General features: G+C 46.4%; 13 protein-coding genes. 8 read left to right on the forward strand and 5 right to left on the reverse strand.

Features of this window, described 5'->3' with window-relative positions:
* Window positions 1-79 precede the first annotated feature (79 nt).
* Window positions 80-1663, forward strand: a complete 1584-nt coding sequence (locus ACOMA8_RS05025; protein WP_421369023.1) for a family 43 glycosylhydrolase — start codon at window positions 80-82, stop codon at window positions 1661-1663.
* Between the two features lie 104 nt (window positions 1664-1767).
* On the opposite strand, the gene ACOMA8_RS05030 is transcribed toward ACOMA8_RS05025, so the two are convergent.
* The gene (locus ACOMA8_RS05030; RefSeq protein WP_421369026.1) at window positions 1768-3426 is read right to left on the reverse strand and encodes an acyltransferase family protein; all 1659 of its coding nucleotides are present in this window, start codon (window positions 3424-3426) and stop codon (window positions 1768-1770) included.
* A gap of 311 nt (window positions 3427-3737) precedes the next feature.
* Between ACOMA8_RS05030 and ACOMA8_RS05035 the strand changes: the two genes are divergently transcribed.
* Window positions 3738-4724, forward strand: a complete 987-nt coding sequence (locus tag ACOMA8_RS05035; protein WP_161900244.1) for an alpha/beta hydrolase fold domain-containing protein — start codon at window positions 3738-3740, stop codon at window positions 4722-4724.
* A gap of 122 nt (window positions 4725-4846) precedes the next feature.
* Here ACOMA8_RS05035 and ACOMA8_RS05040 read toward each other — a convergent pair whose 3' ends face one another.
* The 4 genes from ACOMA8_RS05040 to xdhA form a co-directional block, all read right to left on the reverse strand.
* Window positions 4847-6304 (reverse strand): uracil-xanthine permease family protein, encoded by a 1458-nt coding sequence (locus ACOMA8_RS05040; RefSeq protein ID WP_421369030.1) that lies wholly within the window; start codon window positions 6302-6304, stop codon window positions 4847-4849.
* A 144-nt stretch (window positions 6305-6448) separates the two neighbouring features.
* Window positions 6449-6976 carry a xanthine dehydrogenase subunit XdhC gene (gene xdhC, locus ACOMA8_RS05045; protein ID WP_161900242.1) on the reverse strand — a complete coding sequence of 176 codons (528 nt, stop codon included), beginning with the start codon at window positions 6974-6976 and terminating at the stop codon, window positions 6449-6451.
* Complete coding sequence (xdhB, locus tag ACOMA8_RS05050) at window positions 6973-7866, reverse strand: xanthine dehydrogenase subunit XdhB (RefSeq protein WP_161900241.1); 894 nt, start codon at window positions 7864-7866, stop codon at window positions 6973-6975. Before xdhB ends, xdhC begins: the two co-directional genes overlap by 4 nt.
* Before the next feature lie 96 nt (window positions 7867-7962).
* A complete protein-coding gene (gene xdhA / locus ACOMA8_RS05055) occupies window positions 7963-10257 on the reverse strand; it encodes a xanthine dehydrogenase subunit XdhA (protein ID WP_421369033.1) in 2295 nt (764 codons plus the stop codon).
* A gap of 557 nt (window positions 10258-10814) precedes the next feature.
* On the opposite strand from xdhA, the gene ACOMA8_RS05060 reads away from it, so the two are divergent.
* The 6 genes from ACOMA8_RS05060 to rpoZ all read left to right on the forward strand — a co-directional run bounded on the left by ACOMA8_RS05060 (window position 10815) and on the right by rpoZ (window position 15472).
* Window positions 10815-12548, forward strand: a complete 1734-nt coding sequence (locus ACOMA8_RS05060; RefSeq protein WP_421369037.1) for a patatin-like phospholipase family protein — start codon at window positions 10815-10817, stop codon at window positions 12546-12548.
* A 51-nt stretch (window positions 12549-12599) separates the two neighbouring features.
* Window positions 12600-12818, forward strand: coding sequence for a YdbC family protein (locus tag ACOMA8_RS05065; protein ID WP_421369040.1), 219 nt, complete (start codon window positions 12600-12602; stop codon window positions 12816-12818).
* A 69-nt stretch (window positions 12819-12887) separates the two neighbouring features.
* Entirely contained in the window at window positions 12888-13772 is an 885-nt protein-coding gene (locus ACOMA8_RS05070; protein WP_421369175.1) for a YicC/YloC family endoribonuclease, read from the forward strand.
* A gap of 164 nt (window positions 13773-13936) precedes the next feature.
* Entirely contained in the window at window positions 13937-14218 is a 282-nt protein-coding gene (locus tag ACOMA8_RS05075) for a hypothetical protein (protein ID WP_161900237.1), read from the forward strand.
* A gap of 327 nt (window positions 14219-14545) precedes the next feature.
* Entirely contained in the window at window positions 14546-15160 is a 615-nt protein-coding gene (gene gmk, locus ACOMA8_RS05080) for a guanylate kinase (protein WP_161900236.1), read from the forward strand.
* A 6-nt stretch (window positions 15161-15166) separates the two neighbouring features.
* Complete coding sequence (gene rpoZ / locus ACOMA8_RS05085) at window positions 15167-15472, forward strand: DNA-directed RNA polymerase subunit omega (protein WP_161900235.1); 306 nt, start codon at window positions 15167-15169, stop codon at window positions 15470-15472.
* The last annotated feature ends 211 nt before the right edge of the window (window positions 15473-15683 follow it).

A 15683-nucleotide genomic window follows, 5' to 3' on the forward strand; every position in this document is an offset into this window, starting at 1 on the left:
GACAGTTCAGCAGGAAGACTGATATATCAAGAGAACCAGTGGCCTGTGCCGCTGGTTCTCTTTGAAAAGGAGAGAGTGGATGAAGCAGTTTCACAAAAAATGGTGGGTATGGGCAATTTGCGTGGTGGGAGTCAGCGCATTAGCTGTTCTGATTGGCATCCAATTTTTGCCTCAAAAATACCACAGTAATTTTCAAGATGAAAAAAATTGGACGGCGTATTCCGGCAGTCAAGCTGCCAAGATGAACACAGTAGAAGGAGGACTGAAAATGGCATCAGGTATGGGAAATAAGTGGATCAATGACAAACAAGAAACAACCGATTTTGAAGGGTCGGTGACGGTGACCTTTGAGGATTGGTCAACGGGCAGAGAAGAAAAATCGCCAGATGCTGGATTGCTTTTTCGAGTAGCTGAAGCTGAATTAAAAGAAAGTGACGATGTCGTGTCCGGCTATTATTTTGGTATCGATCCTTTCAAACAACAGGTCTTTTTGAAGCGAGGAGACACTACCAATGGTGAATGGGTTGAAATTGCTACAAAACGTCTGAAAATCGAGCCAGATACTGATTACCGCCTGACAGTCAAAGCAAGTGGCAATCATCTTTTGGGCTATGTAAATGAAACTGCTGACAGCTGGCCGGTGATTGACATTGTAGATGAAGATTTTATGAGTGGTAAAGTCGGCGTTCAGAATCAAGGATTGACGACGAGCTTTTCTAATTTTTCCGTAGCTGATTACCAGGCCCCAACGATTGAAGGGAAGACTTATCTCAATGCTGTTTTGGAAGAGGCTGCTGATCCAGATATTCTCTATTGGGAAGGGACTTATTATCTGTACCCTACAACTCCTGGTCGTAACATCGGGGGTATTAAAGTCTATACTTCAAAGGATTTAGTCAACTGGGAAGATGCTGGTATGGCGATGACAGCTGGTCCTGACAACTGGGGCGACAATGGTTTCTGGGCACCGGATCTCATCGAAAAAGACGGACGTTTTTATATGTATTACACGGCAAATGAGCATCTATGTGTCAGTGTAGCGGAAAATCCGTTAGGGCCATTCAAACAAGAAAAATTCGGCCCGATGCATGAGGATACCCAAGAAATCGATGCCCATGCCTTCAAAGATGACGATGGACAGTATTACCTTTATTTTGTCAGATTTGACAACGGCAACCATATTTGGGGCGCAAAGCTAAATGAAGATATGGAAACTATTGATGAAAGCTCAGTAGTGAAAGTCTTGTCACCCTCTCAGCCGTGGGAGATGGACATGGGTAACATCAACGAAGGGCCGTATATGTTGAAGCACGAAGGAAAGTATTATTTAACGTATTCCGGCTCCCATTTTGAAAGCCCATTGTATGGTGCTGGCTATGCTGTAGCTGACTCGCCTCTGGGACCTTTTGAAAAGTATGAGGAAAATCCTATCATGCAGTCTAATTCTTTGGCTCACGGCACCGGTCATCACGCCGTCGCAGAATCTCCGGACGGCAAAGAGCTGTTTATGATCTATCATCGCCACCAAACTTTGTACAACACAGATCCTCGAGAATTTGCTATTGATCGGATGCGCTTCACCAAGAACGATCAGGGGGAGACAGTATTAGAAGTCTATGGCCCAACTGTGACACCACAGCCTTATCCATCAGGCGTACAATAACAGTAAAAAAACCGCTGAGCATACACCATCTTAAACGCAAGCTGAGAAAGCCAGCTTTTGGAGATGGGTGTGTACCAGCGATTTTTTTATTGCTGCATAGCAACTCAATATTTCGGTATAATCCAGCCGGTGACTTGGTCTAATGCGATGGCGACTCCGCGGCTGACAATCGGTCGGCTCAAAAGCCAGAGAATGGTCACCGAACCGGCTAATAACCAGAAGAATTGTAGTGCTGGTAGGCCCCACCAGCTGCCCCCGGGTGGATTCATTGCGCCAATTCGATCGCCGATATCCACCAGTGGTGCCACCAAATAGACGTGAAGTAAATAAATGGCTAAGGTGTTTTGGCCCCAAATAGTGTAAAAACGGTGGCGGTTTTTTGCCAGCGTGATGAAGACGAAGATAAAGGCAAAGCTCAGCGCATACAGGTAAATGTCTGCCAATAGGTTTTGCCACAGGGGAATACCGATCAGATCATAAGCGCGATCCCCCCACAAAATTTCCGGTGGCAGATCAGCAGCTAACCACAAGCTGGCTGTTAACAGACCCACTGCGGCAATTAACAGACTCAGCAGGCGACGATAAGGGAAGCGGCGGATGCGAGCGATATGTTCTGGTCGACAGAAGTACCCAGCCAAAAAGAAAGGTAAAAAGCCCAACGTGCGCGCCATTGCCATGTAGGTACCGAATTCGGTCAAAAAACCAGAGAAGATGGCAACGACAAAACTAGCAATCAAGATGTGGCGTACTTTGACTAAATCTGGTAGTAAAAGGCGCCAGATAAACATGCAATAGAGATACCAAAGCGTCCACCCGGGATTTAGAATCAGGATTTCGTCGATTTTTCCTAGCGCCAACATAATCAAACTCAATAACAGGTTCAACAGCAGATATGGCAGCAAAAAATTACGAACAGCTGTCTCACGACCGCGCTGCAGGTTCTTGGAAAAATAGCCGGAAATAAAGATAAAGACCGGCATATGGAAGAAATAGATAAAGACATAAATAAATTCTGCTACATGATCCGTCAGACGAAAATATTCCAACGCATGACCGAAAATCACCAGAAAGATCAAGACGGCGCGGATATTATCGAAGGAATGGTCCCGGGGATTGGTTTGCGTCGTTGGATTTATTGCGAGTGACTCTGCTGTGGAAGACTTACTTGTAGCAGCCTTTGGGATAGCTTGCGGCGAGGACTGAGGTGTGGAAGGCTCAGTCTCTGCAGTGACACTCGGGACAACTGTCGACGATGGCTGCAACGGTGACAGTCTTCTGGCAGTTTCTTGTGAGTTGTCGACGACCTGTCCCCGTCTGGCTTCAGAGGTCTCTTGTTGTCGTCGAAGTCGGCGTTCTTCTTCTCGTTGTTGGATCCATTCCCGCAGATTTTGGTGTTCTCGCACCGGGGGTTCCAAGACGTCTAATGGAATCGCCGGGTCATCGAATTCATTGATGAAAGGAGCGCTATGAGGTATAGAATCTGTCGTAGTTGTCGGAGAATCAGCGGTCTCTGGGGTTGCAAGTGGTGCTGTTGCTTCTTTGCTTTCAGGTGTCGTATTAGGCTCACTAGCTTTCGCTGAGGAATCCTCGGTGGTGGCAATAAGCGGATTACTGGAAGCCGTCGTTTCAGCCGCTGTTACTTTTTCAGTAAGTCTGGCGGTTTGGGTTGCAGCGGCAGTTTCACTTTTTTCGGTGATGGCTGCTGCTTTTTTGTCCGCAGCAGGGATAGCCCTCTGTGGAGCCTCATCGGTAACAGATGGCATTGATTGTGCATCCTCTGCGGGGGAAGTTGTTTTTTTATAGGGAGCGGTAGGTTCTGAAATAATAGACACCTCCTGTAAGAATAAGGTATGCTTAAAAAAACTGTGTCATCTGTCAGTCGAACGGTTCTGTCAAATACAACAAGGCAGTAGGGAAGCGTGCCTGCCTATTTTGGCAAAAAATGACAAGTTTTGTCTCTATGATAGCATGTTTTTTGCAGGTGAGATACACGGCTATTAAGCCATTCGTGAAAAAGGCCGCGATCATCGCTTGTTATCGAAGAAACTGTTCCGGCAGAGATTTGGAGGAGCCCATGAGATTCTCAGCGAAATTCGTCAAACAAGTATTTAAAGTCATCAATATGAAAAAATTGGTAGGCAAAAATATGGTCACTCCGCCGCGCCGCTTGGAATGGAATGCCCAACAGCTGAAGCGCACAGAACTGGCGCAGCGTTCTGAAGATATTGCCGGGTCTGAATTGATTACGCTGTTTCCAGATCACCCTACCAATCGCCATGTTTTTTATCTGCATGGGGGTGGCTATGCGTTGGAAGCTTCGCCATTTCACAAGGAGATTCAGGAGTATTTTGTGAAGACATACGGCTTGAAGGTGAGTGCCTTTGACTATCCGCTGGCTCCGGAGCATACCGCCCAGGTAACGTTGGAACGCACGCTGGCGGCTTATTTACGATTGGCATTTTTGTATCCTGATGATCACTTTTATTTATTTGGCGATTCAGCGGGGGGAGGGCTGGCATTGAGTTTAGCCCAACATTTGCAGGAGAAAAGAGCTGCGGCCAACTCTGAAACAGCGGCTACTGCTGGGCAAAAAGCAACACAATCAACTGACCAACGCTACGAGCAGTTGCCAGTGTCAGTGCCGGAAAAACTGGCGTTGATTTCTCCTTGGCTGGATCTGACCCTGAGTGATCCGCGAATTTCTGCTATCGAGGACAAAGATGTCTTGTTACAACGAGATTTGTTGGCTGAAGCGGCTCGTAATTATGCCGGCGGGCTGCCGCTGGAGGATCCACGAGTTTCACCGCTAAAAGGACCATTGGAAAATCTGGGACAGCTCTTAGTAATTAGTGGCACTGACGATATTTTGAATCCCGATGTTTTGCGACTGCAAGAACGAATCAACGCTTTGGGATCACAAGAAAGTTCAGGTACTTGTCTGCATTTAGAGATTGCACCGGACATGATGCACGATTTTGTAGTTTATCCTTTGAAGGAAGCAACGCCGTATTTGGCACTGATCGGACGATTTTATGTAGATGAGCTGGCAGCGGGTGAATAGCAACCAATAAATAATGATCAATAAAAAACGACTCTCACCGAAGCAGCGCTTGAGTGTGGCTGGATAGCCAACAAAGAGCTTGCCGGCTGAGAGAGCCGTTTTTTGTTTTTTTTTTAAACCAGTTACTCCGCAGCTTTGATTTCACAGCTGTCACTAGTGGCTTCTCCGAGGGTTTCTGAAAGTGATTCAAGAGATTCAGAGTTGGTTGGCAGCTTTCCCATCAGTTCTTTAAAATTAAAGAAGAAATTCAATGTGATGGAGGTCAATGCACCGGCCAAAATACCGGATCCGAAGATGTTTTGCACGAGTTCTGGAAAGTTAGCATAAAAGTTCGGATACACAGAAGGCAACATTGCAACGCCGAGGCTCAGTCCGATAATCAGCATATTTTGATTGCCGCTGAATTCGACACCTTTGAGCATATTAACAGCACTGCCGATGATGACGCCAAAAATCGCAAAGCCCAGGCCTCCCAATACAGGTTGAGGGATCACAGAGATTAAGGCAGAAAATTTGGGGATAAAGCCGGCAATTAATAACATTGCGCCAGCACAAGCGGTAGCGTAGCGGCTTTTTTCTTTAGAGAGGTCTAGTATGCCCAAATTTTGCACAAAGGCCGTGGGTTGAACAGCATTAAAGCCTCCGGAAAAGAACGTAGCAATCCCCAGCGTTTTCAGGGTACGGCCAAACTGTTTTTCATCCAGCTCTTTTTCGACGATATTGTGGATACCCATCGAAGTTCCCGAGACTTCCACCATTCCTAAAATCATCACGATTAAGTAACTCGGTAGCATATTGAGATCTAATCGGGGCAAGCCGTAGTGTCCCGGCAGGTTTAAATCAAACCAAGGAGCCGCAGCGACAGGTGTCATATCCACCATTCCCATCAAAGCGGCGACGACAGTTCCCACTAGCAGTGCAATTAAGATGGATAAGTTTCCGAGAAAGCCTTTTAAGTACTTGCTTAAAAAAATGTGGAATAAAAAGATTCCTAAAGCTAGAAAGAAGGGCTTTAGTTCGATTGACTGAGTTAAGTCATAAGCTCGATCCCCCATCATCCAATGAAAGGTGTTGGGCAAAAGGGCGACCCCTAATACCATTAAGTTTGTTCCAACTACAATTGGTGGGAAAAAGCGACGGAGCTTTACCCAAAAGCCTGACAGCAAAAAGCAGAACAGTCCGGCTACCATCGTACAACCAGCCACTGCTGCAAAGCCTGCTTGAATATTGTCGGCGCCTAATAAGGTGCTGGTGACGACTGGGATTACAGCGAAGTTCGCCCCAAGAGCCATGGGAATCAGCGGACTGGTGCGGGGAATGATATTCAAGGCAGCCAATAGCGAGCTGACTCCGGAACAGAAAATAACAGCGCTTACAAAAAAGCGTGTTTGACTGGGATCCAAGCCGGCACTGGCAGAAATAATCAAAGGCACGGGAATAGCTGCCAAAATAGCGATAACCGTATGTTGGAAACCCAGTGGTAGTAGTTGGGATAAAGGTAACTTGCGATTGGTACCTTCAGTAGATACCTCCGAGTTAGGTGAGTGTAGCGAGTGGTCTTGAACAGGTCTTTCATCCATAAGTGGAAAAGTCTCCTTTCTTCTCAAAGCAGCCGGGCTTGTGGAATCTGCGAGCAGCCGCTTGATTGTTGAAAAGCCGTGAAGCTTCCTAGTTGGTAGTCATCTTCACGGCTTGAATGTATAGCACTAGTGATAGCAGGTTTTTCAGTTTTTGTCGGTGTTGTTCTGACGTCGTTTGGCAGTGTTTTCCACGGCGTCAACAATTTTTTGATAGCCAGTGCAGCGGCACATGTTACCGGAAAGGCCTCGCCGAATTTCTTCACGAGTGGGATTTGGAATATCATCTAGTAATTGCTTGCTGGAAACAATCATGCCAGGAATGCAAAAGCCACATTGAACTGCGCCGGCGTCAATGTATTCTTCTTGAATATCACTCAAGGTGCCGTCAGGAGCGGTTACTCCTTCAATCGTAGTGACTGTTTTGCCGTCTGCCCAAGTAGCCAAGTAAAGACAGCTGTCGATGGTTCGTCCATCAATAATCACGGAGCAGGCACCACATTCGCCGACACCACAACCTTCTTTGGTTCCCATCAAGCCGAATACTTCTCGCAAGACTTCCAACAGACTTTTGCGAATATCAATGGTACAAAAAACCGCTTCGTCATTTAGGGTAAAGCGAATAGTTTGAGTCGGGATTTCGGTAACAATCCCGTTTTGCTTCAATTGACTCATCCTTGTTCCTCCTTTTTCGTAGCGGAAACTTTCAGCGCTTCGACGATATTGCGCCCTGGCAGGATGGAGACTAGGTAGTCCCGATATTCTTTGGAAGCTCGCCAGGAATCGCGGGTATTGGTATCTTCCAGACATTTGGCACCGATAGCTTTCAGGTTCTCATCGGTGATTGTTAAGCCGCGGGCAAAGGCCTCGGCTGTATACATGCGGATTGGTGTGGGTGCAGCGACCCCAAAACAGATGCGTAGATCTTCAATAATCCCGTCTGTTTGTTTTACCAAGGTGGAACAGCTGAGATTGGCAATATCCAGCGCTTGTCGTTGGGCAAATTTGGTGTAATGGCCGGTATAGCCTTCATAGTCCTGGCGGGAGATTTTGATCTTCACTAGGATTTCTCCTGGGGACAGGTCCACCCAACCGGCACCTTTATAAAAATCAGCAATAGGTACATTCTTGATGCCGGCACTGGAATGGACTTCTAAGACGGCATTGTAGGCAAAGAGCGTAGGGGCGCTGTCAGCAGAGGTGGCACCATTACAGACATTGCCGCCAATCGTTCCGACATTACGAGTTTGCGGACCTCCTACTAATGCGACAGCTTCTCCTAACAAATGAAGGTGTGCTTTAATCAACGGATGGTGCTCAATTTCGCTAAAGGTGTTCATGGCACCAATCACCAAAGTCCCGTCGTCTTCCAAATAAATGTCGTGAAGCTCCGGGATACGGGTGATGCCAATCAAATCGCAGCCAACATAGCCGGACTTCATTTCACGCGCTTTTACCATGACATCCGTTCCGCCAGCAACTAAGCGGGCCGTGGGTTTTTCACCAGTAATGGTAAAAACATCAGCTAAGGTTGCGGCTTCGTGATAGCCGGTGATATCATACATACTCTTTTCTTCCTTTCTATATATGAAAGTGGGGTAGAAAGGCAAGGCTTCAAATCGTCCTCACCTAAAACCCTTCTACCTGAAATTTTTCTAGAACTAATCTTCAATAACGCCGGCTTTTTTCATTGCCTCAAAAACTGCCTGTGTAGCTAACGGAATTTGATTAATGGCTACCCCTGTCGCATTTTTTACCGCATTGCGGATAGCCGGAGCAGGTGAACACAGCGGATTTTCACCGAGGGATTTATTTCCGTACGGCCCTAATGGATCCACAGATTCCACAAATTCATGGTCAAAGTCCGGCAAATCCATCATGGTTGGGATTTTGTAATCCAATAGGTTATTGTTCAATGGCTTGCCGGCAGCGCTGTAACGCAAGCCTTCGCTTAAACCGAAAGCCACTCCCATCGCCATGCCGCCTTCCACTTGACCACCTGCTAAAAGAGGATTGATAATCTTACCGGAGTCATGGACATTCATACAGCTCAGTAAAGTTACTCGGCCAGTTTGGACATCGACTTCTACTTCAGCTAAGGTACAGCCGGTAGCGTAGGAGTTGTGGTGAATGTTCACGGAAGATTCTGCCACGATGGCACGACCGTGTTGCATATCATAAAATGAAGCTAGGGCAAAGTCTGCTAAAGACACGATTACTTGGCTATTGTGGGCATAAACAATCTGATTGTTTTCGATATCCATGTATTCGGGGCGGATGTCATACATTTCTGAAGCGCGTGTCAAGATCTGATTTTTCATCTTTTCGGCGCATTCTCGGACCGCAAAACCAGTGATATAGCTTTGACGAGAGGCGTAAGCACCAGTGTCAAAAGGATCGATATCGGTGTCGGTCATAGCATCTCGGATAATTTTGTCATAGCTGACTCCCAATGTTTCAGCAGCCATCTGACTAAAGGTAGTGTCTGAGCCCTGCCCAATTTCAGTGGCTCCCAGCATGAGTTTAAAGGAACCGTCTTGAATCAAAATCAAGCGGGCACCGGAGACCTCCAGACCAAAAGGATAGGTTCCAGAACCGTAAGAAAAGCTGGCAACACCGACACCACGACGTTTAGCGCCCTTTTTGTACTGTAGGCTTTCTTGAAGCTTACGGTCATAGTCAAAGGCAACACGGCCTTTCTGTAAACAGTCGTTGACCTTGAAATTAAACTGTTGGATTTTGCTTAAAGGATTTAAATAACCCTCCGGACGACCGTTTTTGATACGAAATTCGATGGGATCCATCCCGATTTTTTCTGCACAATCGTCGATTACAGATTCTAAGGCATACATGACTTGCGGGATACCATAACCTCGCATGGCACCAGCTGCGGCGATGTTGGTGTAAATTGTTTTCGCCGCGTAACGGAGGTTTTCGGTAGTATACAGGGAATTGATAAAAGTGCCCCCCTTACCGCCAATCGCATGGCCGTGGGAAGCATAGCCTCCTTGGTTACTCAACACACCGAAATCGATGGCAGTGATGGTTCCGTCACTTTTTAAGCCGATAGCGATATCGTAGTCAATGGCGTGGCGTGTACGGGTATTGGCCAAAGATTCTTCCCGAGTCAAGTTGATTTTCACTGGCCGGCCGCCACAGAGCATACTGAGAGCAACTGTCAGAGGCTCGATCGTTACGTCTTGCTTGTTACCAAAGCCGCCGCCGATAAATGGTTTTTTTACGCGGATTTGAGACCAGGGAATCCCTAAAGCTTGCCCGATAATCCGCCGACAGATATGGGGAATCTGCGTTGAACTGATACAGACCCAGCGTTGATCGTCATTGCGGAAGGCTACCGCAACTTGTTTTTCCATATGGGCATGCTGCTGGATTCCAGTGGAAAATTGCTCTTTCACTACGAAATCAGCTGCCGCTAATCCCGCTTCTACATCGCCGAAACCGACATTGGTATTGGCAATGACGTTGTCTCGTTCTTCGTGAATTCGGCGGGCATCTGGCGCCATTGCTTCTTGCGGTGTTAAGTAGACAGGATATTCTTCGTAGGTTACTTTGATTTTAGCCAGCGCTTTTTCTGCTGCCAACTCGGTTTTAGCCACCACGGCAGCAATCTCTTCTCCGTAGACTCGTACATTGCGATTGAGCATCAAGCGGTCCTCGATATCCCGCTTGGCTTCTAACATGGCATAAGGATGACCAGCTGTCGCATATTGATTTTGGGGGAGGTCTTCTGGCAAGACAATCTTGATGACATCAGGCATTTGCGCAGCTTCTGTTATGTCATAAGTCACCACTCGCCCGTGAGCAATGGTGGAGCGCAAAATCTTGGCGTGAAGACAGTTCAGGATTGGGAAGTCATCGGTGAAGTTGGCCTCGCCTTTGACCTTGGCCGCGGCATCCCAGCGGCGTTCTTTTTCCCCGACAGTAGCGTTTTTCATGGTAGTTCTCCTTTCTAATCACGAAGCATTGAATAAAATTTTAAAAGAAAAATGAAAATTATTTAGTTGGCAGCTTAAAAAAAACACGCGCGCAATTTCACGCGATTTTGCAAACGTTTTATTTACATAGAGATTCTAGCATTGTCAAAAATAGAATACAATCTGCTTTAAAATTTAATAACGAGAGAATATTAATTTCGAGAATGCACAATGTTTTGGCAATGCCTGGACCTTGTGCTTACAATAATAGAAAACTGATCTAGACCGAATTAAACATTTAAAATAACGGTGAGAATAGTTCTCAATGTTCGTGTTTTTCTTTTTTGTTTTTTGCGAATGCTTTTGTATTAGTAATTAGAATTTGTTTAGCATCCGCTATTTTTTTGAAAATATAACGGTTTAAAAAATATGGTGGAGTAAGTCGAAGCAGGCTTATGGCAACTAATAAAGTTCTCCCGGCAATTCCTGCTTAGGGTCGTGGTATACTTGAAAAAAGCTTTTTAGCAGATAACAGGCCCTTATTGGTGCGCTGTTTATCCGCTGCGAAAGGAGGCAGTATGCAACTAGAAAAACTTTACCCCGGTGATTTTTTGCAGCTGGATCCGATATTTGAGAGCGGCCGTTTGATCCTGCCGTTTTATGGCAGTCATTCCCGTGGCAAAGAGCAGTTCTTAGCCGCAGTAAAAGCCGGAACCGCTTATCAGACAGAAGCATACGGCTATCGTTTTTATCTAACAGTAAATGAAGAGGTGCGCCACTGTCTGACAGTCACGAATCTGTTGGTGGCTCCCATTGATGACGCTCTTTTGCGACTGGGAACTAATGGACAGGGGGAGCTGACTTGGCGGCGATTACTTGAAGTGTTGGAAACGACGGCCCGCAGTCGCTTTGTGGCAAAGTTGGTCTTGGCTTTTACCACGACCGCCAGCAATCAGGAGTGGTTGACCGCACAAGGCTATCAAGCAGTTGCGGAGGGCTTTGAAAAGTCCCTGACGTATCGCACTGGTCTGGTCTTAGGGGGCGGTGGTGCTCGAGGCGCCTATCAAATCGGTGTTTGGGAGGCATTACAGGAATTGCAGATTCCGCTGCAAGTAGTGACTGGTGCTTCTGTTGGGGCGCTGAATGGTGGTTTAATCTTGGTGGGGGATGTGGCGGCTGCCAAAGAACTGTGGCTAGCTATCAGTACAGATCAGGTTTTGCAGTTTCCCCGCGCCGCCTCTGACAATCACAGTCTAACGCGGCTTTTACAACAGGTCCAATCGCTGACAATTACCGCGCTTAGAGAAAATGGTGCCAGTACAGAACCTTTGGAACAGCTGATTTATGACGCTTTAGATGAGGAGAAAATGCAGGCCAGTCCAGCAGAACTCTATGTCTGCACCACCCATCTACCGGATTTTACGGAGAAAGTGGTTCACTTTGATAAAAACGACTGTGCCGGCAATCTGCAGTGGTTAATTGCTTCTGCTTCTTTTTATCCCGCGATGAAAGCCAAAGAAATCGCTGGCAATTATTACATTGACGGTGGCTATCGCAACAATTTACCGGTGGATGTGGCCTTGGCACAAGAAGTCAGTGAGTTGATTGTAGTGGACGTTAACGGTCCCGGATTTATTAAACGAACCCCAATCCCTGAAACTGTGGCGACGGTGCCCTTTGATTCTCCTTGGACCTTAGGAAGTTTTCTAGTCTTCGATCGGGAACGTTCTCGAATCAATTACCAGCTGGGCTATCTGGAAACCATGAAGCATTTTGGACGCGGCAAGGGCTACTGGTACACCTTTAGCGAGGAAGAAGAAGCTGCGTTGAACAAAGCTTGGCGCCGGTTCTGCCGCCGATTGCAGCAAACCGATGATCCCCTCTGGCAACTCATCAAAGGGCGACCATTTTGGAGTCGTTTGAATAAAGCCTACCAAAGCAAGGTTGTGTTCGAAACAGCGGGTTCTGCTTTAGCGGAGTTGTGTGGCGGGTTATTGAATGTCCCACCAGAAAAATGCTATGAAGCGGCTGAATTTCTGCCGGTTCTGAAAAAGGCCTGCAATGCGCAGGCAGAGCCGATTGAAGGCGTTTTGTCAGTAGCAGAATGGCTGCGTCAATATCGGGAACGACTGTTGGCAATTTCTGACACTCGTCAACTGCTGTATTGGCAGCGAAGTTTTACAGCCAAAACCCCTATCACAGCAGCATTGAGGCAACTGCTTGAGTTGACGCCTGTTACGGCAGTGGCCGGTGCATTTTTGACAGAATTGCTTGCCACATCCACAAAAAGCGATGAGATAACGCATAGTTAATTAAGACAGAGCAGGTTCACCTGCTTTTGAAACAGAAACGGAGGAAGACAGATGGCACAGGAATTTTCATTTGAGATTGTAGAAGAGATTGCTGTTCTTTCGGAAAATCCGAAGGGCTGGCGCAAAGAGTTTAATTTGGTAAGCTGGAACGGACGACCACCGAAGTTCGATATTCGTGATTGGGCACCAGAGCATGAGAAAATGGGCAAAGGTGTCACCTTGAGTAACGAGGAATTTGCTGCCTTGAAAGAGGCCATCCAACAGATGTAGCAACCTGGCTGACTATTTTTTGGATTGAGCATGATGGTTATAGAAAAACAAAGTGAGGGAAAACCGATGATCAAAAGCATGACCGGATTTGGCAAAAGTCGAGAGGAAAATGACCGCTATACGGTAGAAGTCGAAGTCAAAAGCGTCAACCATCGTTTTTTGGATGTTCAAATTCGCAGTCCCAAACAGGTAAATCCATACGAAGGAACCATCCGCCAACTTATCAAAGAGCGGCTTCCTCGAGGTCGGGTAGAAGTCTTCGTTACAGTTAAAGAAACCGGCGATGATACCAAAGCCGTAACAGTTCACTGGGGCTTAGTGGATCAACTGGTGAAGGAGCTGAAAGCAGAAGCCGCCGCTCGCTATGGTGAAACAGATTTGGAAGTGGCCGCTATTTTGCAGCAGTTGGTGACCTTGCCGGATTTTGTAGAAATCAAAGAAGACAAGTCTGATGATACTGGTCTGGAGGAGCTTTTAGTGACTGCCGTCAGTCAAGCTGCGGCACAAAATGCCAGCAGTCGCGAGCAAGAAGGTGCCGGCCTGGCAACCGTCATGCAGGAAAATCGCCAGACTATTGCCGATGCGCTTTCTCGCCTGCAGGAATTCGTGTCTATCTATGAAGAAGAATACCGGACACGGTTTGAGAAAAAGCTGCAGGATTATCTGGGTGAGACAGTGGATCAAGACCGCCTCCTTACTGAATTGGCATTGCTTTTGGAACGTGGAGACATCCATGAAGAACTGGACCGTTTGACAATCCACCTGCGAAAATTCGATGATTTGCTGGCTGCGACTGAACCCGTCGGTCGAGAATTGGACTTTTTGATTCAAGAAATGAACCGAGAAATCAACACAATCGGCTCCAAATCCGGTGCCATCGAGATCAAAGAACTGGTGGTACAAATGAAAACCACCGTTGAGAAGATCAGAGAACAAGTGCAAAATGTAGAGTAGCAGCTGATAAACAGACTGTGGACTGTATTTTTTAAAAAACAGCTTCTTCGCATATCCTTCGCCAGATTCGCAGACTATCGATATAATATAGAAGAAGGCTGTTGCTGGCTGTACTCCGAATAGTTTCTGGGAGCACTCCGGCATAAGAGAAAGGCGGAAACAAGATGAAGTATTATGATGTGACTTTTCACGGTGTCAGTGGGCGTTCTGTGGTGAAGCGGACGGTTCCTTCCGAGCGGGATCCTTATGAAGCGTGGCAGGATGCTTGTGCTTTAGTAACAGACGATGAGATCCGCTTGTTGGTCAATGAAACCTATGTGACTATGCGACGGGAATTGATTTCCCGCATTGATGTGGAAGCGGTGACTGATCCGATTGATGAAGCCGAAACCCGCAAAGACGAGCTGCGCAATGTAATCAACACACTTTCTAACATGGGGCTGTAAAAAGTAATTGATTTTACCGGGAGAGGGCAACCTGTCCCGGTGCTTTTTTGACTGCAGCTCATCTGCATAAACTGAAGGCCCGCTGTTTTAAAAAAGGAAATTGGGTAGGCTATCAATAAAAAAAGAAAGTACCTTTTGAGGCCTGCTCAATTCAGATGAAGCAAAATCCTAAAGTTTTCACCAGTCTATGCAAGTCCCTCTTGAAACTTTTGCGAAAAAAGTGCAAAATAGACGAAAAGATAGACTGGCACAGTGTGGCGATTTTTTCCGCGGAAGCAGCGGCTTTTTTTTATTGAAAAGCACCAGTCAAACAGAAAGGACGAAACCATGTCAGATCGTGGGTTGTTGATCGTATTGTCCGGACCATCCGGAGTGGGCAAAGGCACTGTTAGAAGAGCGATTTTCGAAAGTGAAGATAATGATTTTCAATATTCCGTTTCCATGACTACTCGCCCGATGCGGGCAGGCGAAGTGGAGGGTGTGGATTACTATTTCCGGACCCGGGAGGAATTCGAGGCGCTGATTGCTGCCGGTGAGATGTTGGAGTATGCTGAGTATGTAGGCAATTATTACGGTACGCCACTGTCTTATGTACAAAAAACACTGGATGAAGGCAAAGATGTTTTCTTGGAGATTGAAGTCCAAGGCGCTCGTCAAGTGAAAGAAAAAGCTCCAGACGGCGTGTTTATCTTCTTGACCCCGCCGGATCTGCATGAATTGAAAAACCGAATTGTCAACCGAGGAACCGATGCGATGGAGATTATCGAAGAACGCATGCGGGTTGCCCGGGAAGAAATTGAAATGATGGCCCTGTATGACTATGCTGTTGTGAATGACGAAGTGCCTAAAGCGGTGGAACGTATCAAAGACATTATCGCCAGTGAACACTTTCGCGTCGACCGTGTGATCGGAAAATATATCAAAATGCTAGAGGAGATGTAATACGTTATGATGTTAAAACCTTCAATCGACAAATTGCTAGACCGTGTCAATTCTAAATATTCCTTGGTGATTCTGGCGTCAAAACGCGCCCACGAACTAGATGCCGGTGCTAAACCGACTGTAGATTCTTTTGAATCGGTAAAATCTGTGGGACAAGCTTTGGAAGAAATCGAATCTAAAACAGTAATCAATGATCCGCATCCAGAGATCAAACGTGCGCGTATCAAAATGGAAGAACAAGAACGTAAAGCACAACAAGAACAAGAAAAGAAAGAACTGGAGAAAAAAATCCGGGACGAACAAAAAATGTAAATCAGACCACCAACTTCTGATTGTAACAATCAAAAAGCCCCATCCCTTCGATGCTAATTTGCCAAGAGGGATAGGGCTTTTTGTTTTGGATGAGAAAATAGCGTTCGATGTGTTAGTTAATTTTATCAGATTGATCGTCATCCTATAAAAGTATCAAGCAAAAAGTACTGTTTGAAAGTAAAAATAATTATTAAACAAGATTATAAGCTGC

Origin of the sequence: Enterococcus infantis (assembly GCF_049166715.1) — a bacterium.
GTDB lineage: Bacteria > Bacillota > Bacilli > Lactobacillales > Enterococcaceae > Enterococcus_C > Enterococcus_C leclercqii.

What these genes read in the sequence shown, in the direction of transcription:
- ACOMA8_RS05025 (WP_421369023.1), top strand. Translation starts at nt 80, where the DNA reads ATGAAGCAGTTTCACAAAAAATGGTGGGTATGGGCAATTTGCGTGGTG.
- xdhB (WP_161900241.1), bottom strand. Translation starts at nt 7,866, where the DNA reads ATGTATGATATCACCGGCTATCACGAAGCCGCAACCTTAGCTGATGTT.
- rpoZ (WP_161900235.1), top strand. Translation starts at nt 15,167, where the DNA reads ATGATGTTAAAACCTTCAATCGACAAATTGCTAGACCGTGTCAATTCT.
- ACOMA8_RS05065 (WP_421369040.1), top strand. Translation starts at nt 12,600, where the DNA reads ATGGCACAGGAATTTTCATTTGAGATTGTAGAAGAGATTGCTGTTCTT.
- ACOMA8_RS05060 (WP_421369037.1), top strand. Translation starts at nt 10,815, where the DNA reads ATGCAACTAGAAAAACTTTACCCCGGTGATTTTTTGCAGCTGGATCCG.
- ACOMA8_RS05075 (WP_161900237.1), top strand. Translation starts at nt 13,937, where the DNA reads ATGAAGTATTATGATGTGACTTTTCACGGTGTCAGTGGGCGTTCTGTG.
- ACOMA8_RS05030 (WP_421369026.1), bottom strand. Translation starts at nt 3,426, where the DNA reads ATGCCATCTGTTACCGATGAGGCTCCACAGAGGGCTATCCCTGCTGCG.
- xdhA (WP_421369033.1), bottom strand. Translation starts at nt 10,257, where the DNA reads ATGAAAAACGCTACTGTCGGGGAAAAAGAACGCCGCTGGGATGCCGCG.
- ACOMA8_RS05035 (WP_161900244.1), top strand. Translation starts at nt 3,738, where the DNA reads ATGAGATTCTCAGCGAAATTCGTCAAACAAGTATTTAAAGTCATCAAT.
- ACOMA8_RS05040 (WP_421369030.1), bottom strand. Translation starts at nt 6,304, where the DNA reads ATGGATGAAAGACCTGTTCAAGACCACTCGCTACACTCACCTAACTCG.
- gmk (WP_161900236.1), top strand. Translation starts at nt 14,546, where the DNA reads ATGTCAGATCGTGGGTTGTTGATCGTATTGTCCGGACCATCCGGAGTG.
- xdhC (WP_161900242.1), bottom strand. Translation starts at nt 6,976, where the DNA reads ATGAGTCAATTGAAGCAAAACGGGATTGTTACCGAAATCCCGACTCAA.